Annotated in this window: 30 protein-coding genes, 1 rRNA gene and 1 pseudogene; 30 read left to right on the forward strand and 2 right to left on the reverse strand. The window is 42.1% G+C overall.

From position 1 onward, the window contains the following. Window positions 1-4: 4 nt before the first annotated feature. From rplE to salA, 28 genes and pseudogenes are all read left to right on the forward strand, one after another. Window positions 5-544 (forward strand): 50S ribosomal protein L5, encoded by a 540-nt coding sequence (gene rplE, locus CW370_RS19865; RefSeq protein WP_003225809.1) that lies wholly within the window; start codon window positions 5-7, stop codon window positions 542-544. Window positions 545-566: 22 nt separating this feature from the next. Continuing rightward, entirely contained in the window at window positions 567-752 is a 186-nt protein-coding gene (gene rpsN, locus CW370_RS19870) for a 30S ribosomal protein S14 (protein WP_003156488.1), read from the forward strand. Window positions 753-783: 31 nt separating this feature from the next. After that, entirely contained in the window at window positions 784-1,182 is a 399-nt protein-coding gene (rpsH, locus tag CW370_RS19875; RefSeq protein ID WP_003241998.1) for a 30S ribosomal protein S8, read from the forward strand. 29 nt (window positions 1,183-1,211) lie between these two features. After that, window positions 1,212-1,751 (forward strand): 50S ribosomal protein L6, encoded by a 540-nt coding sequence (gene rplF / locus CW370_RS19880; protein WP_004399690.1) that lies wholly within the window; start codon window positions 1,212-1,214, stop codon window positions 1,749-1,751. A gap of 32 nt (window positions 1,752-1,783) precedes the next feature. Next, window positions 1,784-2,146, forward strand: coding sequence for a 50S ribosomal protein L18 (gene rplR / locus CW370_RS19885; RefSeq protein ID WP_003225816.1), 363 nt, complete (start codon window positions 1,784-1,786; stop codon window positions 2,144-2,146). A 24-nt stretch (window positions 2,147-2,170) separates the two neighbouring features. Further along, a complete protein-coding gene (gene rpsE / locus CW370_RS19890) occupies window positions 2,171-2,671 on the forward strand; it encodes a 30S ribosomal protein S5 (protein ID WP_003328273.1) in 501 nt (166 codons plus the stop codon). 13 nt (window positions 2,672-2,684) lie between these two features. Next, on the forward strand, window positions 2,685-2,864 hold the full coding sequence (gene rpmD / locus CW370_RS19895; protein ID WP_003156497.1) for a 50S ribosomal protein L30: 180 nt from the start codon (window positions 2,685-2,687) through the stop codon (window positions 2,862-2,864). Between the two features lie 30 nt (window positions 2,865-2,894). Beyond that, window positions 2,895-3,335: a 50S ribosomal protein L15 gene (gene rplO / locus CW370_RS19900; RefSeq protein WP_003225819.1), complete on the forward strand. Its 441-nt coding sequence runs from the start codon at window positions 2,895-2,897 to the stop codon at window positions 3,333-3,335. 1 nt (window position 3,336) lies between these two features. Next, entirely contained in the window at window positions 3,337-4,632 is a 1,296-nt protein-coding gene (secY, locus tag CW370_RS19905) for a preprotein translocase subunit SecY (RefSeq protein WP_024571501.1), read from the forward strand. 54 nt (window positions 4,633-4,686) lie between these two features. Then, window positions 4,687-5,340: an adenylate kinase gene (locus CW370_RS19910; RefSeq protein WP_004399686.1), complete on the forward strand. Its 654-nt coding sequence runs from the start codon at window positions 4,687-4,689 to the stop codon at window positions 5,338-5,340. After that, entirely contained in the window at window positions 5,337-6,083 is a 747-nt protein-coding gene (map, locus tag CW370_RS19915) for a type I methionyl aminopeptidase (protein ID WP_003225828.1), read from the forward strand. The genes CW370_RS19910 and map overlap by 4 nt, the downstream gene beginning before the upstream one ends. Before the next feature lie 65 nt (window positions 6,084-6,148). Further along, window positions 6,149-6,417, forward strand: a pseudogene (locus CW370_RS19920) (ribosome-binding protein ybzG). Continuing rightward, on the forward strand, window positions 6,395-6,613 hold the full coding sequence (infA, locus tag CW370_RS19925) for a translation initiation factor IF-1 (protein ID WP_003156508.1): 219 nt from the start codon (window positions 6,395-6,397) through the stop codon (window positions 6,611-6,613). The pseudogene CW370_RS19920 and the gene infA overlap by 23 nt, the downstream one beginning before the upstream one ends. Before the next feature lie 33 nt (window positions 6,614-6,646). Next, a complete protein-coding gene (rpmJ, locus tag CW370_RS19930) occupies window positions 6,647-6,760 on the forward strand; it encodes a 50S ribosomal protein L36 (RefSeq protein WP_003156543.1) in 114 nt (37 codons plus the stop codon). A gap of 22 nt (window positions 6,761-6,782) precedes the next feature. Next, window positions 6,783-7,148, forward strand: coding sequence for a 30S ribosomal protein S13 (rpsM, locus tag CW370_RS19935; protein ID WP_003235095.1), 366 nt, complete (start codon window positions 6,783-6,785; stop codon window positions 7,146-7,148). A gap of 20 nt (window positions 7,149-7,168) precedes the next feature. Beyond that, window positions 7,169-7,564: a 30S ribosomal protein S11 gene (rpsK, locus tag CW370_RS19940; RefSeq protein WP_009966385.1), complete on the forward strand. Its 396-nt coding sequence runs from the start codon at window positions 7,169-7,171 to the stop codon at window positions 7,562-7,564. A 176-nt stretch (window positions 7,565-7,740) separates the two neighbouring features. Next, a complete protein-coding gene (locus CW370_RS19945) occupies window positions 7,741-8,685 on the forward strand; it encodes a DNA-directed RNA polymerase subunit alpha (protein WP_003225835.1) in 945 nt (314 codons plus the stop codon). A 77-nt stretch (window positions 8,686-8,762) separates the two neighbouring features. Continuing rightward, entirely contained in the window at window positions 8,763-9,125 is a 363-nt protein-coding gene (gene rplQ, locus CW370_RS19950) for a 50S ribosomal protein L17 (protein WP_003225836.1), read from the forward strand. A 127-nt stretch (window positions 9,126-9,252) separates the two neighbouring features. Then, a complete protein-coding gene (locus CW370_RS19955; protein WP_024571500.1) occupies window positions 9,253-10,098 on the forward strand; it encodes an energy-coupling factor ABC transporter ATP-binding protein in 846 nt (281 codons plus the stop codon). Further along, complete coding sequence (locus CW370_RS19960) at window positions 10,074-10,943, forward strand: energy-coupling factor ABC transporter ATP-binding protein (RefSeq protein ID WP_003235106.1); 870 nt, start codon at window positions 10,074-10,076, stop codon at window positions 10,941-10,943. Before CW370_RS19955 ends, CW370_RS19960 begins: the two co-directional genes overlap by 25 nt. Continuing rightward, window positions 10,940-11,737, forward strand: a complete 798-nt coding sequence (locus tag CW370_RS19965) for an energy-coupling factor transporter transmembrane component T family protein (protein WP_004399656.1) — start codon at window positions 10,940-10,942, stop codon at window positions 11,735-11,737. The genes CW370_RS19960 and CW370_RS19965 overlap by 4 nt, the downstream gene beginning before the upstream one ends. Before the next feature lie 9 nt (window positions 11,738-11,746). After that, complete coding sequence (gene truA / locus CW370_RS19970) at window positions 11,747-12,490, forward strand: tRNA pseudouridine(38-40) synthase TruA (protein ID WP_024571499.1); 744 nt, start codon at window positions 11,747-11,749, stop codon at window positions 12,488-12,490. A 161-nt stretch (window positions 12,491-12,651) separates the two neighbouring features. After that, entirely contained in the window at window positions 12,652-13,089 is a 438-nt protein-coding gene (rplM, locus tag CW370_RS19975; protein WP_003241966.1) for a 50S ribosomal protein L13, read from the forward strand. A 20-nt stretch (window positions 13,090-13,109) separates the two neighbouring features. Then, on the forward strand, window positions 13,110-13,502 hold the full coding sequence (rpsI, locus tag CW370_RS19980; RefSeq protein WP_004399691.1) for a 30S ribosomal protein S9: 393 nt from the start codon (window positions 13,110-13,112) through the stop codon (window positions 13,500-13,502). 462 nt (window positions 13,503-13,964) lie between these two features. Next, a complete protein-coding gene (locus CW370_RS19985) occupies window positions 13,965-14,732 on the forward strand; it encodes a class I SAM-dependent methyltransferase (RefSeq protein ID WP_024571498.1) in 768 nt (255 codons plus the stop codon). Between the two features lie 185 nt (window positions 14,733-14,917). Further along, on the forward strand, window positions 14,918-15,361 hold the full coding sequence (locus CW370_RS19990) for a YbaK family protein (RefSeq protein WP_003235118.1): 444 nt from the start codon (window positions 14,918-14,920) through the stop codon (window positions 15,359-15,361). Window positions 15,362-15,420: 59 nt separating this feature from the next. Further along, window positions 15,421-16,134: an N-acetylmuramoyl-L-alanine amidase CwlD gene (gene cwlD, locus CW370_RS19995; protein WP_004399672.1), complete on the forward strand. Its 714-nt coding sequence runs from the start codon at window positions 15,421-15,423 to the stop codon at window positions 16,132-16,134. Between the two features lie 95 nt (window positions 16,135-16,229). Next, window positions 16,230-17,288, forward strand: a complete 1,059-nt coding sequence (salA, locus tag CW370_RS20000; protein WP_003235124.1) for an iron-sulfur carrier protein/transcriptional regulator SalA — start codon at window positions 16,230-16,232, stop codon at window positions 17,286-17,288. Between the two features lie 35 nt (window positions 17,289-17,323). On the opposite strand, the gene gerD is transcribed toward salA, so the two are convergent. Continuing rightward, window positions 17,324-17,881, reverse strand: a complete 558-nt coding sequence (gene gerD, locus CW370_RS20005; RefSeq protein WP_003235126.1) for a spore germination lipoprotein GerD — start codon at window positions 17,879-17,881, stop codon at window positions 17,324-17,326. A gap of 109 nt (window positions 17,882-17,990) precedes the next feature. Between gerD and kbaA the strand changes: the two genes are divergently transcribed. After that, on the forward strand, window positions 17,991-18,587 hold the full coding sequence (gene kbaA / locus CW370_RS20010; protein ID WP_004399693.1) for a KinB-signaling pathway activation protein: 597 nt from the start codon (window positions 17,991-17,993) through the stop codon (window positions 18,585-18,587). On the opposite strand, the gene pdaB is transcribed toward kbaA, so the two are convergent. Then, a complete protein-coding gene (gene pdaB, locus CW370_RS20015) occupies window positions 18,588-19,352 on the reverse strand; it encodes a polysaccharide deacetylase family sporulation protein PdaB (protein ID WP_015252978.1) in 765 nt (254 codons plus the stop codon). It lies immediately after the preceding gene. Window positions 19,353-19,703: 351 nt separating this feature from the next. Between pdaB and CW370_RS20020 the strand changes: the two genes are divergently transcribed. After that, a 16S ribosomal RNA gene (locus tag CW370_RS20020) occupies window positions 19,704-19,805 on the forward strand; the annotation flags it as partial.

Below are 19,805 nucleotides of genomic sequence, written 5' to 3' on the forward strand. Positions count from 1 at the left end.
TCTCATGAACCGCCTTAAAGAAAAGTACAATAAAGAAATTGCACCTGCTTTAATGACTAAGTTCAATTATGATTCAGTCATGCAAGTGCCTAAAATCGAAAAAATCGTAATCAACATGGGTGTTGGTGACGCTGTTCAAAACGCCAAAGCAATCGACAGTGCTGTTGAAGAATTAACGTTTATCGCAGGTCAAAAACCTGTCGTTACTCGTGCGAAGAAATCAATTGCTGGATTCCGTCTTCGTGAGGGAATGCCTATCGGTGCGAAAGTAACTCTTCGCGGAGAGCGCATGTATGATTTCCTTGATAAACTTATTTCTGTTTCTTTACCGCGTGTACGTGACTTCCGCGGGGTTTCTAAAAAATCTTTCGATGGTCGCGGTAACTACACACTTGGTATCAAAGAACAGTTAATCTTCCCTGAAATTGACTACGATAAAGTAACAAAGGTTCGCGGAATGGACATCGTTATCGTAACAACAGCTAATACTGACGAAGAAGCTCGTGAGCTATTAACTCAAGTAGGTATGCCGTTCCAGAAATAATCAATGAAAGGGAGGCGAAATCGTGGCTAAAAAGTCTATGATTGCGAAACAACAACGTACACCAAAGTTTAAAGTACAAGAGTACACACGCTGTGAACGCTGCGGACGTCCGCATTCAGTCATTCGTAAATTTAAACTTTGCCGTATTTGTTTCCGTGAGCTTGCATATAAAGGACAAATTCCTGGCGTGAAAAAAGCCAGCTGGTAATCCCCAAGAAAGGGAAGGAGGTAATTATATAATGGTTATGACAGATCCAATTGCAGATATGCTAACTCGTATTCGCAATGCAAACATGGTACGTCATGAGAAGCTTGAAATTCCTGCTTCTAAATTGAAAAGAGAAATTGCTGAAATTTTAAAGCGTGAAGGTTTCATTCGTGACGTTGAGTTCGTAGAAGACAGCAAACAAGGTATCATCCGCGTTTTCTTGAAATACGGACAAAACAACGAGCGCGTTATCACTGGTCTTAAAAGAATCAGCAAGCCTGGTTTGCGTGTTTATGCTAAATCTAATGAAGTACCCCGCGTACTTAACGGTCTTGGAATCGCGATTATTTCTACATCACAAGGTGTTTTAACGGACAAAGAAGCCCGTGCAAAACAAGCTGGTGGAGAAGTTCTAGCATACGTTTGGTAAGAAGTTTAACATGAATGGAGGTGTTTGGTATGTCTCGTGTAGGTAAGAAGCTACTTGAGATTCCTTCTGATGTTACAGTAACGTTAAATGATAACAACACTGTAGCTGTGAAAGGACCAAAAGGAGAATTAACTCGTACGTTTCACCCTGATATGGAGATTAAAGTAGAGGACAATGTGCTTACAGTCGCTCGTCCTTCTGATCAAAAAGAGCACCGTGCCCTGCATGGTACGACTCGCAGTCTGCTTGGCAACATGGTTGAAGGTGTATCTAAAGGATTTGAAAGAGGTTTGGAATTAGTCGGTGTCGGTTACCGTGCTTCTAAATCCGGAAATAAACTTGTTTTAAACGTTGGATACTCTCATCCTGTTGAGATCGTTCCTGAAGAAGGCATCGAAATCGAAGTTCCTTCTCAAACAAAAGTAGTTGTAAAAGGTACAGACAAAGAACGCGTAGGAGCTATTGCTGCTAACATCCGCGCTGTACGTTCTCCAGAGCCTTACAAAGGTAAAGGAATCCGCTACGAAGGTGAAGTTGTTCGCCGTAAAGAAGGTAAATCTGCTAAGTAAGATCGCTTAAAGTGAAGAAAGGAGTGACCTAGATGATTACGAAAACTAGCAAAAATGCTGCTCGTCTTAAAAGACACGCTCGTGTTCGCGCTAAACTTTCCGGTACTGCTGAAAGACCGCGCCTGAACGTTTTCCGTTCTAACAAGCACATTTACGCTCAAATCATCGATGATGTAAATGGTGTAACACTTGCTAGTGCATCTACTCTCGATAAAGACTTGAACGTTGAAAGCACTGGAGATACTTCTGCTGCTACTAAAGTTGGAGAATTAGTTGCAAAACGCGCTGCTGAAAAAGGCATTTCTGACGTAGTATTTGACCGTGGCGGATACTTATACCATGGACGTGTAAAAGCTTTGGCTGATGCCGCTCGTGAAGCTGGACTTAAATTTTAATAAAAGAAGGAGGGACACATGATTATGCGTCGTATTGACCCAAGCAAATTAGAGTTAGAAGAACGCTTAGTTACGGTTAACCGCGTAGCGAAAGTTGTTAAAGGTGGTCGTCGTTTCCGCTTCGCAGCTCTAGTCGTTGTCGGTGACAAAAACGGACACGTAGGATTCGGTACTGGTAAAGCACAAGAAGTACCAGAAGCGATCCGCAAAGCTGTTGAAGATGCGAAAAAGAATTTGATTGAAGTACCAATGGTTGGAACTACAATTCCACACGAAATCATCGGACGTTTCGGTGCAGGTAACATCTTGTTAAAACCTGCTTCTGAAGGTACTGGAGTTATCGCCGGAGGCCCTGTACGTGCGGTACTTGAGCTGGCTGGTGTAGCTGATATCCTTTCTAAGTCTTTAGGTTCTAACACACCGATCAACATGATTCGTGCAACACTTCAAGGTTTAAGTGAACTTAAACGTGCTGAAGACGTTGCGAAGCTTCGTGGAAAATCTGTAGAAGAACTGTTAGGATAAGGAGGGAACATTAATGGCTAAATTAGAAATTACCCTCAAACGAAGTGTAATCGGTCGCCCGGAAGACCAACGCGTTACTGTAAGAACACTTGGTTTAAAGAAAACAAACCAAACTGTTGTTCATGAAGACAACGCTGCGATCCGTGGTATGATTAATAAAGTATCTCATTTAGTTTCTGTTAAAGAACAATAAAAATATTTGATCGGATAAGGAGGTGTCCTAATGAAACTTCATGAATTAAAACCTTCAGAAGGTTCACGCAAAACGCGTAATCGCGTAGGTCGTGGTATTGGTTCTGGCAACGGTAAAACAGCTGGTAAAGGTCACAAAGGTCAAAACGCTCGTTCTGGCGGCGGTGTACGCCCTGGATTCGAGGGGGGACAAATGCCTTTATTCCAACGTCTTCCTAAACGCGGTTTCACTAACATCAACCGCAAGGAATACGCTGTAGTCAACCTAGACAAATTGAACGGTTTTGCAGAAGGAACGGAAGTCACTCCTGAACTTCTTCTAGAGACTGGTGTTATTAGCAAACTTAATGCAGGAGTAAAGATTCTTGGCAACGGTAAATTAGAGAAAAAATTAACTGTAAAAGCCAATAAATTCTCTGCTTCTGCGAAAGAAGCTGTTGAAGCTGCTGGCGGTACAGCTGAGGTGATCTAACTTGTTTAAAACAATCTCCAACTTTATGCGTGTGAGTGATATCAGGAATAAAATCATATTCACTTTACTCATGCTTATCGTCTTTCGCATAGGTGCGTTTATTCCTGTGCCTTACGTTAACGCTGAAGCGTTACAGGCGCAGTCTCAAATGGGTGTTTTTGATCTCCTTAATACATTTGGCGGCGGTGCGCTTTACCAATTTTCCATTTTCGCAATGGGAATTACTCCTTATATCACGGCTTCGATCATCATTCAGCTGCTTCAGATGGATGTTGTACCGAAGTTTACCGAGTGGTCTAAGCAAGGTGAAGTTGGCCGCCGTAAATTAGCTCAGTTCACAAGGTACTTTACGATTGTGCTTGGTTTCATCCAAGCATTAGGTATGTCATATGGATTTAACAATCTGGCAAACGGTATGCTGATCGAAAAATCCGGTGTATCGACATATCTTATCATTGCTTTAGTACTCACTGGCGGAACTGCCTTTTTAATGTGGCTTGGGGAACAAATTACTTCTCATGGAGTAGGCAACGGAATATCGATCATTATCTTCGCGGGGATTGTGTCTAGTATTCCAAAAACAATTGGGCAAATATATGAGACTCAATTTGTCGGTAGCAACGATCAGTTGTTTATTCATATTGTGAAAATCGCACTTCTTGTGATTGCGATTTTAGCAGTTATTGTTGGAGTTATTTTCATTCAGCAAGCCGTACGGAAAATTGCGATTCAATATGCTAAAGGCACAGGTCGTTCACCTGCTGGCGGAGGTCAGTCTACACACCTTCCATTGAAAGTGAATCCTGCAGGGGTTATTCCGGTAATCTTTGCGGTTGCGTTTTTGATAACGCCGCGGACGATCGCGTCATTCTTTGGAACAAACGATGTGACAAAGTGGATTCAAAACAACTTTGATAATACGCATCCGGTGGGTATGGCGATATATGTTGCGTTGATTATTGCCTTTACGTACTTTTATGCTTTTGTACAGGTAAACCCTGAACAAATGGCTGATAACCTTAAAAAACAGGGTGGCTATATCCCGGGGGTTCGTCCAGGGAAAATGACTCAAGATAGAATTACGAGCATTTTGTATCGACTTACGTTTGTGGGTTCTATATTCTTAGCCGTGATTTCCATTCTTCCTATCTTTTTCATTCAATTCGCTGGATTGCCTCAAAGTGCACAAATTGGCGGAACATCTTTGTTAATTGTTGTCGGGGTAGCCTTGGAGACAATGAAACAACTAGAAAGCCAGTTGGTGAAACGAAACTACCGTGGATTTATGAAAAACTAGAGGAAATGGATTTATCCATTCCCTCTTAATAAAGAGAGGACGGGGGAAATCCGAATGAACTTAGTCTTAATGGGGCTTCCTGGTGCCGGTAAAGGCACACAGGGCGAACGAATTGTTGAGGATTATGGGATTCCTCATATCTCAACAGGAGATATGTTCCGTGCTGCTATGAAAGAAGAAACACCACTCGGACTCGAAGCAAAATCTTATATTGATAAGGGAGAGCTCGTACCTGACGAAGTCACAATCGGAATTGTAAAAGAGAGACTTGGCAAAGATGATTGTGAAAGAGGTTTTCTTCTGGACGGATTTCCGCGAACAGTCGCTCAAGCCGAAGCTCTTGAAGAAATTCTTGAGGAATACGGCAAGCCGATTGATTATGTCATTAACATTGAAGTCGACAAAGATGTTCTGATGGAACGTCTGACTGGACGCAGAATTTGCAGTGTTTGCGGCACAACCTATCATTTAGTCTTTAATCCGCCGAAAACGCCGGGTATTTGTGATAAAGACGGAGGCGAACTCTATCAACGGGCAGATGATAATGAGGAAACCGTCTCTAAACGGCTTGAGGTAAACATGAAGCAAACTCAGCCTTTACTCGATTTCTATTCAGAGAAAGGTTATCTTGCAAACGTGAATGGCCAGCAGGACATTCAAGACGTGTATGCAGATGTGAAGGATCTTCTTGGAGGATTAAAAAAATGATTATCTGTAAAACCCCACGTGAACTTGGTATCATGCGGGAAGCAGGGCGAATCGTGGCTTTAACTCATGAAGAGTTAAAAAAGCACATTAAACCAGGAATCTCGACAAAAGAATTGGATCAAATTGCCGAACGTTTTATTAAGAAGCAGGGTGCAATCCCATCTTTTAAGGGGTATAATGGGTTTCGCGGGAGCATTTGCGTATCAGTTAATGAAGAACTCGTTCACGGCATACCTGGCAGCAGGGTGCTGAAGGACGGTGACATCATCAGTATTGATATCGGTGCTAAATTAAATGGTTATCATGGTGACTCTGCATGGACATATCCGGTAGGAAACATCAGCGATGATGACAAAAAACTTCTGGAAGTGACAGAGGAGTCTTTATATAAAGGCTTGCAGGAAGCAAAACCAGGTGAACGTTTGTCGAATATTTCCCACGCAATACAAACGTATGTCGAAAATGAGCAGTTTTCAGTTGTTAGGGAGTATGTCGGACATGGTGTTGGTCAAGACTTGCATGAGGACCCGCAAATTCCTCATTACGGTCCGCCCAACAAAGGACCACGGCTTAAACCTGGCATGGTTCTCGCTATTGAACCTATGGTGAACGCTGGCAGCCGCTACGTGAAAACATTGGCTGATAACTGGACGGTTGTAACGGTAGATGGGAAAAAGTGTGCTCATTTTGAACATACGATTGCGATTACGGAAACGGGTTTTGATATACTGACGAGAGTCTAGATGATGAAAATAATTCCGAAGACAGATGTTTTTCAAGCTTGATAGGGCAGAAAGCTTGGGTGAACATTGGCAAGACCGAATTCATCTTGCTGCTTGTCGTTGGAATTTTAACCATCATCAATGTACTAACAGCAGACGGAGAAAAGCGTACATTTCATTCTCCTAAGAAAAAGAATATCAATCATTTAACCCTTTATGATTGCGTATCTCCGGAAGTTCAGAACAGTATAAACGAAACAGGGCGTGTGACAAACTTCTTTTGAAATTTGTCAGAAAGCAAGTTACTGATTTGAAGAAGGGAGAACACTTGAATGGCGAAAGACGATGTAATTGAAGTGGAAGGTACTATAGTCGAAACACTGCCAAACGCGATGTTCAAAGTTGAACTTGAAAATGGCCACACTGTTTTGGCTCATGTATCTGGTAAAATCCGCATGCACTTCATTCGCATTTTACCTGGAGACAAAGTTACGGTAGAATTATCTCCATATGACTTAACTCGTGGCAGGATTACGTACCGTTACAAATAAAGCACTCCGGAAACTGAAGGAGGTTGGAAACACATGAAAGTGAGACCATCAGTTAAACCAATCTGCGAAAAATGTAAAGTTATTCGCAGAAAAGGAAAAGTAATGGTGATCTGTGAAAATCCAAAGCATAAACAAAAACAAGGATAATTTATAAGGAGGTGCCCAGAGAATGGCTCGTATTGCTGGTGTAGATATCCCACGTGACAAACGTGTTGTTATTTCTTTAACATACATCTTCGGAATTGGCCGCACAACGGCTCAGCAAGTTTTAAAAGAAGCTGGAGTTTCAGAAGATACTCGTGTGCGCGATCTTACTGAAGAAGAACTTGGTAAAATCCGTGATATTATTGACAAACTGAAAGTAGAAGGTGACCTTCGCCGTGAAGTTTCTCTTAATATCAAACGTCTGATCGAAATCGGAAGCTACCGCGGAATCCGTCATCGCAGAGGATTACCTGTTCGCGGACAAAACTCTAAAAACAACGCGCGTACTCGTAAAGGTCCGCGTCGTACTGTAGCTAACAAGAAAAAATAAGTAAGGGAGGTTCTTAAACAATGGCTGCTGCTCGTAAATCTAACACGCGTAAACGTCGCGTGAAAAAGAATATTGAGTCTGGAATTGCTCATATTCGTTCAACTTTCAATAACACGATCGTTACGATCACTGACACTCATGGTAATGCTATTTCTTGGTCTAGTGCCGGAGCTTTAGGATTCAGAGGTTCTCGTAAATCTACTCCTTTTGCTGCGCAAATGGCTGCAGAAACAGCTGCTAAAGGTTCAATCGAACATGGTCTTAAAACTCTAGAGGTTACTGTTAAAGGACCTGGTTCAGGCCGTGAAGCTGCAATCCGTGCACTTCAAGCTGCTGGACTAGAAGTCACTGCTATCAGAGACGTAACTCCTGTTCCTCATAACGGATGCCGTCCACCAAAACGTCGCCGCGTGTAATTTGTTTGTATAGATTTTGTGTCCCTGTCAATAATGGGTTATGATACAGTTATTTATGAAACGAATGCACCGACTCGTTGCCTGAGCACATACGGGACTAAACAATGGGGAATTTCGGATGGAATCTCATATGATTCTATTCGAGGTTTCGACGTTTTGAAGGAGGGTTTTAAGTAATGATCGAGATTGAAAAACCAAAAATCGAAACGGTTGAAATCAGCGACGATGCCAAATTTGGTAAGTTTGTCGTAGAGCCACTTGAGCGTGGATATGGTACAACTCTGGGTAACTCCTTACGTCGTATCCTCTTATCCTCACTCCCTGGTGCCGCTGTAACATCAATCCAGATAGATGGTGTACTGCACGAATTCTCGACAATTGAAGGCGTTGTGGAAGATGTTACAACGATTATCTTACACATTAAAAAGCTTGCATTGAAAATCTACTCTGATGAAGAGAAGACGCTAGAAATTGATGTACAGGGTGAAGGAACTGTAACGGCAGCTGATATTACACACGATAGTGATGTAGAGATCTTAAATCCTGATCTTCATATCGCGACTCTTGGTGAGAATGCGAGTTTCCGAGTTCGCCTTACTGCTCAAAGAGGACGTGGGTATACGCCTGCTGACGCAAACAAGAGAGACGATCAGCCAATCGGCGTGATTCCGATCGATTCTATCTATACGCCAGTTTCTCGTGTATCTTATCAGGTAGAGAACACTCGTGTAGGCCAAGTTGCAAACTATGATAAACTTACACTTGATGTTTGGACTGATGGAAGCACTGGACCGAAAGAAGCAATTGCGCTTGGTTCAAAGATTTTAACTGAACACCTTAATATATTCGTTGGTTTAACTGACGAAGCTCAACATGCTGAAATCATGGTTGAAAAAGAAGAAGATCAAAAAGAGAAAGTTCTTGAAATGACAATTGAAGAATTGGATCTTTCTGTTCGTTCTTACAACTGCTTAAAGCGTGCGGGTATTAACACGGTTCAAGAGCTTGCGAACAAGACGGAAGAAGATATGATGAAAGTTCGAAATCTAGGACGCAAATCACTTGAAGAAGTGAAAGCGAAACTAGAAGAACTTGGACTCGGACTTCGCAAAGACGATTGACTAGTTTCCCTTGTGAACTAGGATTTTCGTGTGTTTATTATTCAGAAACAGCATTCCAATAAAGGAGGGGACATCACATGTCATACAGAAAACTAGGACGTACGAGTGCACAGCGTAAAGCTATGCTTCGTGATCTTACAACTGATTTGATCATCAACGAAAGAATCGAAACAACTGAAACACGTGCGAAAGAACTTCGCTCTGTAGTTGAAAAAATGATCACGCTTGGCAAACGCGGTGATCTTCACGCTCGCCGTCAAGCTGCTGCATACATCCGCAACGAGGTTGCAAACGAAGAAAATAACCAAGATGCACTTCAAAAATTATTCTCTGACATTGCAACTCGTTACGAGGAGCGCCAAGGCGGATACACACGTATTATGAAGCTTGGTCCTCGCCGTGGTGACGGAGCACCAATGGCAATTATCGAATTGGTTTAATCACATATTTTTGTGTATCTAAAGAAGGGCGGGACAGTTTCTAACTGGATCTATGCCCTTTTTTTAGATACTGCAACTTTTAATAGAGAGAAAAGCAGAGCATTAGCTGAGAGGAGGCCGGTTTTCCATGAATCAAAATCAGTTGATATCGGTAGAGGATATCGTATTTCGATATCGGAAGGACGCAGAAAGACGAGCACTAGACGGCGTCTCCCTGCAGGTGTATGAGGGTGAATGGCTTGCAATCGTAGGTCATAACGGTTCAGGGAAATCAACACTGGCCCGGGCATTGAATGGTTTAATTCTTCCTGAATCAGGCGACATTGAGGTTGCCGGGATTCAATTGACAGAGGAATCCGTTTGGGAAGTGCGTAAGAAGATAGGTATGGTCTTTCAAAATCCGGATAACCAATTTGTCGGAACGACTGTTCGCGATGATGTGGCTTTTGGTTTAGAAAACAATGGTGTACCGCGGGAAGAAATGATTGAGAGAGTGGACTGGGCAGTAAAACAGGTAAATATGCAAAATTTTCTCGATCAAGAGCCGCACCATCTCTCCGGAGGCCAAAAGCAGAGAGTTGCGATTGCGGGGGTTATTGCCGCACGTCCTGATATTATTATCTTAGATGAAGCAACATCCATGCTTGATCCGATCGGGCGAGAAGAAGTGCTTGAAACGGTAAGACATTTAAAAGAGCAGGGCATGGCGACTGTCATATCCATTACACATGATCTGAATGAGGCAGCAAAAGCAGACAGGATCATTGTCATGAATGGCGGTAAAAAATATGCTGAAGGGCCGCCTGAAGAGATTTTTAAATTGAATAAAGAACTTGTTCGAATTGGGCTTGATTTACCCTTCTCATTCCAGCTTAGCCAGCTTTTAAGAGAAAATGGACTGGCTTTGGAAGAAAACCATTTGACTCAGGAAGGGCTGGTGAAAGAGCTGTGGACATTACAATCAAAGATGTAGAGCATCGCTATCAGATGAAGACGCCGTTTGAGCGCCTAGCACTGTATGATATCAATGCATCGATTAAAGAAGGAAGCTACGTAGCCGTTATCGGGCATACAGGCTCTGGCAAGTCCACTCTTCTACAGCACCTAAATGGTCTCCTGAAGCCGACGAAGGGACAGATATCACTAGGCAGCACTGTCATTCAGGCAGGGAAAAAGAATAAAGATCTGAAAAAACTTCGTAAAAAAGTCGGAATCGTTTTCCAATTTCCTGAGCATCAATTATTCGAAGAAACAGTTCTTAAAGATATTTCATTCGGACCGATGAACTTTGGTGTTAAAAAAGAAGATGCTGAACAAAAAGCGAGAGAGATGCTGCAGCTTGTAGGTTTATCAGAAGAGCTTTTGGACAGGTCACCCTTTGAATTAAGCGGGGGACAAATGCGCAGAGTTGCAATTGCAGGCGTACTTGCAATGGACCCTGAAGTGCTTGTTCTGGATGAACCGACTGCAGGATTAGACCCAAGAGGTCGAAAAGAGATTATGGACATGTTTTATGAGCTTCATCAACGTGGGAACCTGACGACGATCCTTGTGACACACAGCATGGAGGATGCAGCTGCATACGCTGATGAAATGATTGTTATGCATAAAGGAACGATACAAGCATCAGGCAGTCCGCGTGATCTGTTTTTAAAGGGTGAAGAGATGGCCGGCTGGGGGCTGGATCTTCCTGAAACAATAAAATTCCAAAGACACCTTGAAGCTGCACTGGGTGTGCGATTTAATGAGCCTATGCTCACAATCGAAGATGCCGCTGCCGAAATCCGTGCTCTTTTTCAGGGAGAGAAGACTTTATGATGGACAGCATGATTATCGGCAAGTATGTACCAGGGACTTCACTTGTGCACCGGCTTGACCCCAGAACAAAACTGATCACGATCTTTTTATTTGTCTGCATTGTATTCTTAGCCAATAATGTTCAGACATATGCGTTGCTTGGTTTATTTACAATTGGCGTCGTTTCTTTAACAAGAGTTCCTTTCTCTTTTTTAATGAAAGGGCTGAAGCCAATCATCTGGATTGTCCTTTTTACGTTCCTTCTTCACATTCTTATGACACATGAAGGACCGATTATCTTTCAAATAGGTTTTTTCAAAGTCTATGAGGGCGGTCTGGTTCAGGGGATATTCATTTCTCTTAGATTCGTCTATTTGATTTTAATCACAACCTTATTAACGCTTACGACTACACCGATTGAGATTACCGATGGAATGGAGCAGCTGCTGAACCCATTGAAAAAATTAAAGCTTCCTGTTCATGAGCTGGCTCTTATGATGTCAATTTCTTTACGGTTTATTCCGACACTGATGGAGGAGACAGATAAGATCATGAAGGCTCAGATGGCGCGAGGCGTTGATTTTACAAGCGGGCCTGTCAAAGAAAGAGTGAAGGCTATTGTCCCGCTTCTTGTCCCGCTCTTCGTCAGCGCATTTAAACGCGCCGAAGAGCTTGCGGTGGCAATGGAAGCAAGAGGCTATCAAGGCGGAGAAGGACGTACGAAATATAGAAAGCTTGTATGGACAGGAAAAGACACTTCTGTCATTGTCAGCTTAATTGTATTAGCTGCTTTGTTATTTTTCTTAAGGGCTTAGAGGTGCTGTATGAGACTGAAATGCACGATTTCTTATGACGGACATTTGTTTAACGGTTATCAGGTTCAGCCGGGCAAAAGAACGGTTCAGGATGAACTGGAGAAAGCTTTGGCTGTCCTGCATAAGTCAAAAGACAGAATTCCGGTCGTTTCGTCTGGAAGAACAGACAGCGGGGTTCACGCAGCCGGACAGGTGATTCATTTTGACACTTCGCTGTCTATCCCGGCTGAGAGATGGCCATATGCCTTAAATGCACTGCTTCCGGACGATATCGCAGTCAAACAGGCAGAAATTGCGGATGATGGGTTCCATGCACGATTTAGCGCAGTCAAAAAAGAATATCGCTACTTTGTATACACGGAGAAACACCCGGACGTATTTAAACGGCATTACGCTTACCATTTTTCATATCACCTTAATGTGCAGGACATGAGAGAAGCGGCAAAGCATCTTATAGGGACACATGATTTTACGAGCTTTTGCGCGGCTAAAACAGAAGTGCAGGACAAGGTAAGAACGATATACGAACTTGATTGGACTGAGACGGCTGACGGCCTGCAAATGCGGATCACAGGCAGCGGTTTCTTATATAATATGGTCAGAATTATTGCGGGTACTTTGCTTGATGCAGGTATTGGAAAAATTTCTCCCGATGAGGTGAAATCCATGCTGGAAGCGAAGGATCGCGAAGCGGCAGGGCGCACAGCGCCGGGGCACGGGCTATATTTATGGAACGTTTACTATGACAACTAAACCAGGTGTATAATATTTTCTTGACAGAGTCTGCATAAAGTTATAAGATATCATATGGTATGTATTTCAACCCCACGATAAGCCCCGGAACTTATTGTGTTGTGAAATAGAACGTAATCGAAGTTTATTGAAAATGACAGATCATTTAGGAGGGAAATTCAATGCGTACAACACCTATGGCTAACGCAAGTACTATTGAACGCAAGTGGTTAGTTGTTGATGCTGCTGGCAAGACTTTAGGTCGTCTTTCTTCAGAAGTTGCAGCTATCCTTCGCGGAAAACACAAACCAACTTACACACCACACGTTGATACTGGAGATCATGTGATCATCATCAACGCTGAAAAAATCGAGTTAACTGGTAAAAAGTTAACTGACAAAATCTACTACCGTCACACTCAACATCCAGGCGGATTAAAATCAAGAACTGCTCTTGAAATGCGTACAAACTACCCTGAGAAAATGCTTGAGCTTGCTATCAAAGGCATGCTTCCAAAAGGTTCTCTAGGTCGTCAAATGTTCAAAAAATTGAACGTATACCGTGGTTCTGAGCATCCACACGAAGCACAAAAACCTGAAGTTTACGAACTTCGCGGTTAATTAAAAAGGAGGTTACCAATTTGGCACAGGTTCAATATTACGGTACTGGCCGTCGTAAAAGCTCTGTAGCGCGTGTGCGTTTAGTTCCAGGAGAAGGCCGTATCGTCGTTAATAATCGTGAAATCAGCGAACACATCCCATCTGCAGCTTTAATCGAAGATATCAAACAACCATTAACTTTGACTGAAACAGCTGGCACTTATGATGTTTTAGTAAACGTACATGGAGGCGGCTTATCTGGTCAAGCTGGAGCAATCCGTCACGGTATCGCTCGTGCTTTGCTTGAAGCAGATCCAGAATACCGTACAACTCTTAAACGTGCAGGTCTTCTGACTCGTGACGCTCGTATGAAAGAACGTAAAAAATACGGTCTTAAAGGCGCTCGTCGTGCACCTCAGTTCTCAAAACGTTAATTTTACGTTTTCAAAAAGCTCTCGACCTTGGGTTGGGAGCTTTTTTCTTTCAATAAAACGTGGCAGCTTCGCATAAAAATAACACTGAATGGACGCTTGACGGGGTTAAGCAAATTGTTTGTTTATAAACAGTCTCACTGTAATAATCATGATAGCTTTCATTCTTATTCAATTGGAAGTTCGGTCAATGTTTATTATCGTTATGTGATCAGCCCAGCTCCATCTAACCACTGTATCTCATCCGTTAAAGTTCACTGCTGATTCTTAACCCGGAGAAACAATAGCTCTCATTGCTAATGGCTTTATGTAACGAAGTAAAAGTAAATCTGATGATATAAATCACATATCTCCTTTGTGATTTTTTTGCGTTTTTATGAACTTTTTTCTAAATATGCAAAGGGAAAGCGATATCAATCTAGAAATATTTGTTATACTCTATACATTAAAGTAAGGAGAAGATTCATGAATGCGTTAGTAGCTCATAATAGCAAAGCCTGGGATAAAAAAGTAGAAACAGGCAATGAATGGACTGTTGCTGTTGAGCAGCAGGTTATCGAACAAGCAAAAAAAGGAAATTGGGATATAAGGGTAACACCAATGAAAGATGTACCGAAGGATTGGTTTCCGCCTGTCGAAGGACTGAAAGTACTCTGTTTAGCATCAGGCGGCGGCCAGCAGGGTCCAGTTTTGGCAGCCGCAGGCGCGGATGTCACCGTACTAGATAACTCAGAAAAACAGCTGAATCAGGATAGAATGATTGCTGAGCGAGATGGTCTCACGATACACACTGTCAAAGGAAGCATGGACGATTTAAGTGTATTTAATGATGAATCATTTGATGTCATTGTACATCCTGTTGCCAATGTTTTTGTTGAGAATGTCCTCCCGGTATGGAAGGAAGCGCACCGTGTGTTGAAAAGGAACGGCATTCTAATCTCGGGTTTTGTCAATCCTGTTGTATTTCTGTTTGATACAGAATTAGAACAGCAAGGTGTTTTAAAAGTAAAACACTCCATTCCATACGCTGACCCAGAAGATCTTCCGAAACATAAAGTGAAAAAACTGATCGAAAATAATGAGGCTCTGGAATTCGGCCATTCCTTAGAAGACCAAATCAAAGGCCAAATTGATGCCGGTTTTATCGTTACTGGTTTTTATGAAGATAAAGGCGGGTTTGTATTAGACCAATATATCCATACATATTCTGCAACAAGAAGCATGAAAGTATGAAAAGCAGCGACCTGTTAGAGGGGCTGCTTTTTTCATAACTACTTACAGAACATTTGTTCCGGATCCTGCGGAAAGCTGATTTTTTATCGATTTTACACCTTCATTTGGGCGAATTTCCAACCGAATTCGGGCATTGTTTCATCATCCAAACCTCAAAATAATCGGTAAAAGGAGAGTGAATTTATATGGCAGAAGTACTGTCTTTTATGGATGTGAAACGCCAAAAGGATTTTGAATTAGAAAAGAACTTGCTCAAAGAACTCTCTCTGAGACAAATTATCCAGTCTGTTAAGGATTGTTTGGAACCATTATTTCCATTTTTACATGATGAACGAGATATTATTACCGAAGGCTGTATTGATTTTGCTATAGAAGCCTATTTGTTAGGCGGGCGTTTTGGGATATTCGGCTATTACGGAGAATCCATGCAGAGTATCAGTGCCCGCTCTGCAAGAGAAGAAGAAGAGCTGCGTATGGAGTTTTTTGATTATCTCTATAATTGGATACACGAGCAATACGCAACATTTGATAAAAACACTGTTTATGAAGCGGCACGCAAGTTCATTAAAGATTGGTGGACAGCAGGGTTTGTTCAAAGAGAAAAACAGTGTAAGCTTCGCATGCGGTAATCATATTTCCCGGCCCTGTCCCATAGTTATGTAATAACGGACAAGCGGGAGGGGAAGGGATGAGGAAAAAGCTTAAATGGCTCAGTTTTTTGCTAGGTTTCATCATATTACTATTTCTGTTCAAGTATCAGTTCAGCAATAACGACTCTTGGAAGCCGTGGAGCCTGCCCTTGAGCGGTAAAATCATTTATCTAGATCCAGGTCATGGCGGGCCTGACGGCGGAGCAGTCGGCGGAAAGCTGTTAGAGAAGGATGTTACCCTGGAAGTGGCCTTTAGAGTCAGGGATTATCTTCAAGAACAAGGAGCGCTTGTTATCATGACCAGAGAAAGTGATACTGATCTCGCTCCAGAAGGAACAAAAGGCTATAGCCGACGAAAAGCTGAGGATCTAAGACAACGAGTCAAATTAATAAACCATTCAGAGGCGGAGCTCTATATCAGCATTCATCTTAATGCGATTCCGTCACAAAAATGGAGCGGAGCCCAAAGCTTTTATTACGGGAAATATGCGGAAAATGAGAAAGTCGCAAAATACATTCAGGATGAGCTGAGAAGAAATCTGGAAAACACAACCCGGAAAGCAAAGCGGATTCATGGTATCTACTTAATGCAAAACGTTACCAAACCGGGGGCGCTTATAGAAGTCGGATTTTTATCCAATCCAAGTGAAGCAACGTTGCTCGGTAAACCGAAATATCAAGACAAGGTGGCATCTTCCATATATAAAGGCATTTTGCGATATTTCACAGAAAAAGGAGACCCTCCGGAGTAATGGAGGGTTTTCTTGTGGTTCTAAGCATAAGACACCCGCCATTTATGTATGATATAATAATAATTGTAAACGAATACACAAAAGGGTGAGGTTCGATGATAAGAGAAGATGAAGTAAGAAAACTAGTCGGAGAAATGCGCGAACCTTTTCTTCAAAGACCTCTGGGAGAATTGGATGCCGTTAAGGAAATTAAAATAAAGCCTGAAAAACGGCATATCAGTGTAAAAGTCGCTCTTGCAAAAACAGGAACTGCAGAACAAATGCAGATTCAGCAAGAGATCGTAAACGTATTAAAAGGGGCAGGAGCTGAGACAGTCGGCCTTCGATTTGAAGAGCTGCCTGAAGAAACGGTTGCTAAATTCCGGGCGCCGTCAGCTGAGAAAAAAACATTATTAAATATGGATAACCCGCCAGTCTTTCTTGCTGTAGCAAGTGGAAAAGGCGGCGTAGGCAAGTCAACTGTGTCAGTAAACCTAGCTATTTCTCTGGCTCGTCTAGGGAAAAAGGTTGGTTTAATTGATGCGGATATTTATGGGTTCAGTGTGCCGGACATGATGGGTATCACTGTGCGTCCAACAATTGAAGGAGAGAAACTTCTTCCTGTTGAACGCTTTGGAGTAAAGGTCATGTCAATGGGCTTTTTCGTAGAAGAAAATGCTCCGGTCGTATGGAGAGGGCCGATGCTCGGCAAAATGCTGAATAACTTTTTCCATGAAGTAGAGTGGGGAGAGGTAGACTATATCGTTCTTGATCTTCCGCCGGGTACAGGGGACGTTGCTCTCGATGTACATACAATGCTTCCGAGCTGCAAAGAAATCATCGTATCTACGCCGCATCCGACAGCTGCTTTTGTCGCGGCCAGAGCGGGCTCTATGGCGATTAAAACCGATCATGAGGTCGTGGGGGTCATAGAGAACATGGCTTATTATGAAAGTGCAAAGACAGGGGAAAGAGAATATGTCTTTGGAAAAGGCGGAGGAGATAAACTGGCTGAGGAACTAAATGTGCCTTTGCTCGGCAGAATCCCATTGAAACAGCCAGATTGGGATAAGGACCAATTTGCTCCGTCTGTTTATGACGAAAATCATCCAATCGGAGAAATATATCAGGACATCGCAAAAAAAATAGATGCAAAAATGTCAGTGCAGGTATAAAAGGTGAACCGGGATTCCAGATCCCGGCTTTCCCTTTATTCACTTTCTTTGGCTGTGTCTTTTGCTGCTTTTTTCAGCTCATCTTCGAACTGCTTTTTGTAAAGCGGACTAGAAAGTGTTTCGTTAATAACCTCTTCTAAATAACTGCGGAATTCTTGGCTTTTTGCCAGCTGGCTGTACTTTTTATCCATGCCGGGATCCTGCATAACGCTCATCAGCATCTTCTGGTAATCTGGATCCTTCATCAGCTTTTTAATCACTTTTTCATGCTCTGTCTGAAGAGTTTTGGCAAAGCCCTCAGCAAAATCAGTGTCTTCAAAGATGTTTTTCCAAAATTCTTCGCCTTTTTTAGATGTGAGTGTTTTTTCTATTGTTCCTTTAATTGCATCTTGATCAATCACCAGCGCTTCATTCATGGCATCATCATTTAATAATTCCTTAATAGCTTTCTTTCCATCATCAGTTTTTAATATATCAACAACCATTTTTTTGGTTTGATCATAGTCCATATCCGCTGCTTGGTCTTTTGGAGCGCAAGCTGTTACAGATAATAACAAAAAACAGCTCATCAATAGCGTTTTGGCTTTTGACATGCTTAAGCTCCTTTCACATACTTGTCTTACCTTTAATATGATTCATCTGTTTGGAATTATACATAACAAAATATCGCTGTTCGCGATTTTTGAGGGGATGAATAAAGAAATGAAAAGCCGTGGTTTAGTTCGTTTTTTCTTTTCTATTTTAGCTGTCGGAGCGCTTATCACGAGTATTGTGGGTTTTGCTTTAAAGTGGGGAGAATATAGAGGGCTGTTTCTAACATTTGAAGCGGGACAGATTTTCTCTGTTTTATTTTGGTTTATCGGTGTAGGCATGATTTTCAGTGTGATCAGCCAAATGGGTTTTTTCGTGTTTTTAACAGTTCATCGGTTTGCGCTTGAGATATTAAGGTCCTCCTCTTTGTGGAATTTGCTTCAGTTGTTTTTCATCCTGTTTGTTGCTTTTGATTTAATGTACGTGCGTTTTTTATTTTTTGGAGAGAGCGGAGAATCGCTGGCTGGCTATGCGTGGTTACCGGTGTTTTTATTGATCTTTGGAGTGATTACAGCTTATATAAAGCAAAAGCAGTCCTCTAAGAAAACATTTGTGTCATCGTTGTTTTTGATGGTTGTGATTACCGCATTAGAATGGTTCCCTGCATTAAGAGTAAATGATGAGGACTGGCTTTATTTAATGCTTTTTCCGTTAATGGCATGTAATGCCTTCCAATTGCTGATGCTGCCGAAGTTTGCAGCAAAGTAATTACTTTACCTCTGCGGATTTGGCATCAGAATTTGCGATGAGATCACCCACGGTTACATTTTTTAATCCTTTTTCTTTCAGCTGATGGATGATATCAGGCAATGCTTCTTCTGTTTGTTTTGCCGAATCGGAGGCATGTAAAAGAATAATGTCTCCACCGGAAACTTGCTTGGTCACATTGTCGATGATTTTTTCAACTCCGGGATTTGTCCAGTCTTGAGAGTTCACACTGTAATGAACGACTGTATAATTGTATTGCTTTGCGACCTTTAGAACATTCTTATTGAATTGGCCGGTAGGGGGTCTTAATAGCTGTATGTCTTTGACCCCTAACTTTTCAAAGGCTGTTTGCGCACGGTTTATGTCCTTTTTTATTTCGCTGCTCTCTAAATTGGCATAGTTTTTATAAGCGTAGCCCATGCTCCCAATTTGATGTCCATCCTTTACGATACGGGCCACTGTGTCGGGATGGCGTTCTGCCCAAGAAGCGGACAGGAAAAACGTTGCGTTTTTAATCCCGTTTGCTTTCAGAGTATTAAGTATCGGTTCTGCTCTCTCATCACCCCAGCTGATATCGAAAGTAAGTGAAATATCTTTAGAGTCTGTTTCTCCTTTATAAATGGCTTTAGGTCCGGTGTCAGTTGAAAACACGGGAAGCGGGACAGCTCTTTGGATATAAAAAAAGCTGGCAGCTGCAAATGCGGCGATAAGTATAATAATTAATTGTTTTACCCGTTTAATGTGCCACACATAGAAGTGATTCACTGATGATGCCTCCTTATCTTGTCCATCATTCTTGTTTTACATCTTATGAGCATGGACAATTGAATATAACCGATAAAATGTCTCTTCACATACAGCCTAAATTGGGTGTTGACCTTTTGATAATATCCGTGATATATTATTATTCGTCGCTGATAAACAGCTGACATCAACTAAAAGCTTCATTAAGTACTTTGAAAAAAGTTGTTGACTTAAAAGAAGCTAAATGTTATAGTAATAAAGCTGCTTCGTTAAGCGGCGGTAATGATCTTTGAAAACTAAACAAGACAAAACGTACCTGTTAATTCAGTTTTTAAAAATCGCACAGTGATGTGCGTAGTCAGTCAAACTACTTTATCGGAGAGTTTGATCCTGGCTCAGGACGAACGCTGGCGGCGTGCCTAATACATGCAAGTCGAGCGGACAGATGGGAGCTTGCTCCCTGATGTTAGCGGC

Origin of the sequence: Bacillus sp. SN32, assembly GCF_002837495.1 — a bacterium.
In the GTDB taxonomy this organism is placed as follows: domain Bacteria; phylum Bacillota; class Bacilli; order Bacillales; family Bacillaceae; genus Bacillus; species Bacillus subtilis.

Bases quoted from the DNA above. Each gene is read 5' to 3' on its own strand.
- rplE (WP_003225809.1), top strand. From the start codon at position 5: ATGAACCGCCTTAAAGAAAAGTACAATAAAGAAATTGCACCTGCTTTA.
- rpsH (WP_003241998.1), top strand. From the start codon at position 784: ATGGTTATGACAGATCCAATTGCAGATATGCTAACTCGTATTCGCAAT.
- rplF (WP_004399690.1), top strand. From the start codon at position 1,212: ATGTCTCGTGTAGGTAAGAAGCTACTTGAGATTCCTTCTGATGTTACA.
- rplR (WP_003225816.1), top strand. From the start codon at position 1,784: ATGATTACGAAAACTAGCAAAAATGCTGCTCGTCTTAAAAGACACGCT.
- rpsE (WP_003328273.1), top strand. From the start codon at position 2,171: ATGCGTCGTATTGACCCAAGCAAATTAGAGTTAGAAGAACGCTTAGTT.
- rpmD (WP_003156497.1), top strand. From the start codon at position 2,685: ATGGCTAAATTAGAAATTACCCTCAAACGAAGTGTAATCGGTCGCCCG.
- rplO (WP_003225819.1), top strand. From the start codon at position 2,895: ATGAAACTTCATGAATTAAAACCTTCAGAAGGTTCACGCAAAACGCGT.
- CW370_RS19910 (WP_004399686.1), top strand. From the start codon at position 4,687: ATGAACTTAGTCTTAATGGGGCTTCCTGGTGCCGGTAAAGGCACACAG.
- map (WP_003225828.1), top strand. From the start codon at position 5,337: ATGATTATCTGTAAAACCCCACGTGAACTTGGTATCATGCGGGAAGCA.
- infA (WP_003156508.1), top strand. From the start codon at position 6,395: ATGGCGAAAGACGATGTAATTGAAGTGGAAGGTACTATAGTCGAAACA.
- rpmJ (WP_003156543.1), top strand. From the start codon at position 6,647: ATGAAAGTGAGACCATCAGTTAAACCAATCTGCGAAAAATGTAAAGTT.
- rpsM (WP_003235095.1), top strand. From the start codon at position 6,783: ATGGCTCGTATTGCTGGTGTAGATATCCCACGTGACAAACGTGTTGTT.
- rpsK (WP_009966385.1), top strand. From the start codon at position 7,169: ATGGCTGCTGCTCGTAAATCTAACACGCGTAAACGTCGCGTGAAAAAG.
- CW370_RS19945 (WP_003225835.1), top strand. From the start codon at position 7,741: ATGATCGAGATTGAAAAACCAAAAATCGAAACGGTTGAAATCAGCGAC.
- rplQ (WP_003225836.1), top strand. From the start codon at position 8,763: ATGTCATACAGAAAACTAGGACGTACGAGTGCACAGCGTAAAGCTATG.
- CW370_RS19955 (WP_024571500.1), top strand. From the start codon at position 9,253: ATGAATCAAAATCAGTTGATATCGGTAGAGGATATCGTATTTCGATAT.
- CW370_RS19965 (WP_004399656.1), top strand. From the start codon at position 10,940: ATGATGGACAGCATGATTATCGGCAAGTATGTACCAGGGACTTCACTT.
- truA (WP_024571499.1), top strand. From the start codon at position 11,747: ATGAGACTGAAATGCACGATTTCTTATGACGGACATTTGTTTAACGGT.
- rplM (WP_003241966.1), top strand. From the start codon at position 12,652: ATGCGTACAACACCTATGGCTAACGCAAGTACTATTGAACGCAAGTGG.
- CW370_RS19985 (WP_024571498.1), top strand. From the start codon at position 13,965: ATGAATGCGTTAGTAGCTCATAATAGCAAAGCCTGGGATAAAAAAGTA.
- CW370_RS19990 (WP_003235118.1), top strand. From the start codon at position 14,918: ATGGCAGAAGTACTGTCTTTTATGGATGTGAAACGCCAAAAGGATTTT.
- cwlD (WP_004399672.1), top strand. From the start codon at position 15,421: ATGAGGAAAAAGCTTAAATGGCTCAGTTTTTTGCTAGGTTTCATCATA.
- salA (WP_003235124.1), top strand. From the start codon at position 16,230: ATGATAAGAGAAGATGAAGTAAGAAAACTAGTCGGAGAAATGCGCGAA.
- gerD (WP_003235126.1), bottom strand. From the start codon at position 17,881: ATGTCAAAAGCCAAAACGCTATTGATGAGCTGTTTTTTGTTATTATCT.
- kbaA (WP_004399693.1), top strand. From the start codon at position 17,991: ATGAAAAGCCGTGGTTTAGTTCGTTTTTTCTTTTCTATTTTAGCTGTC.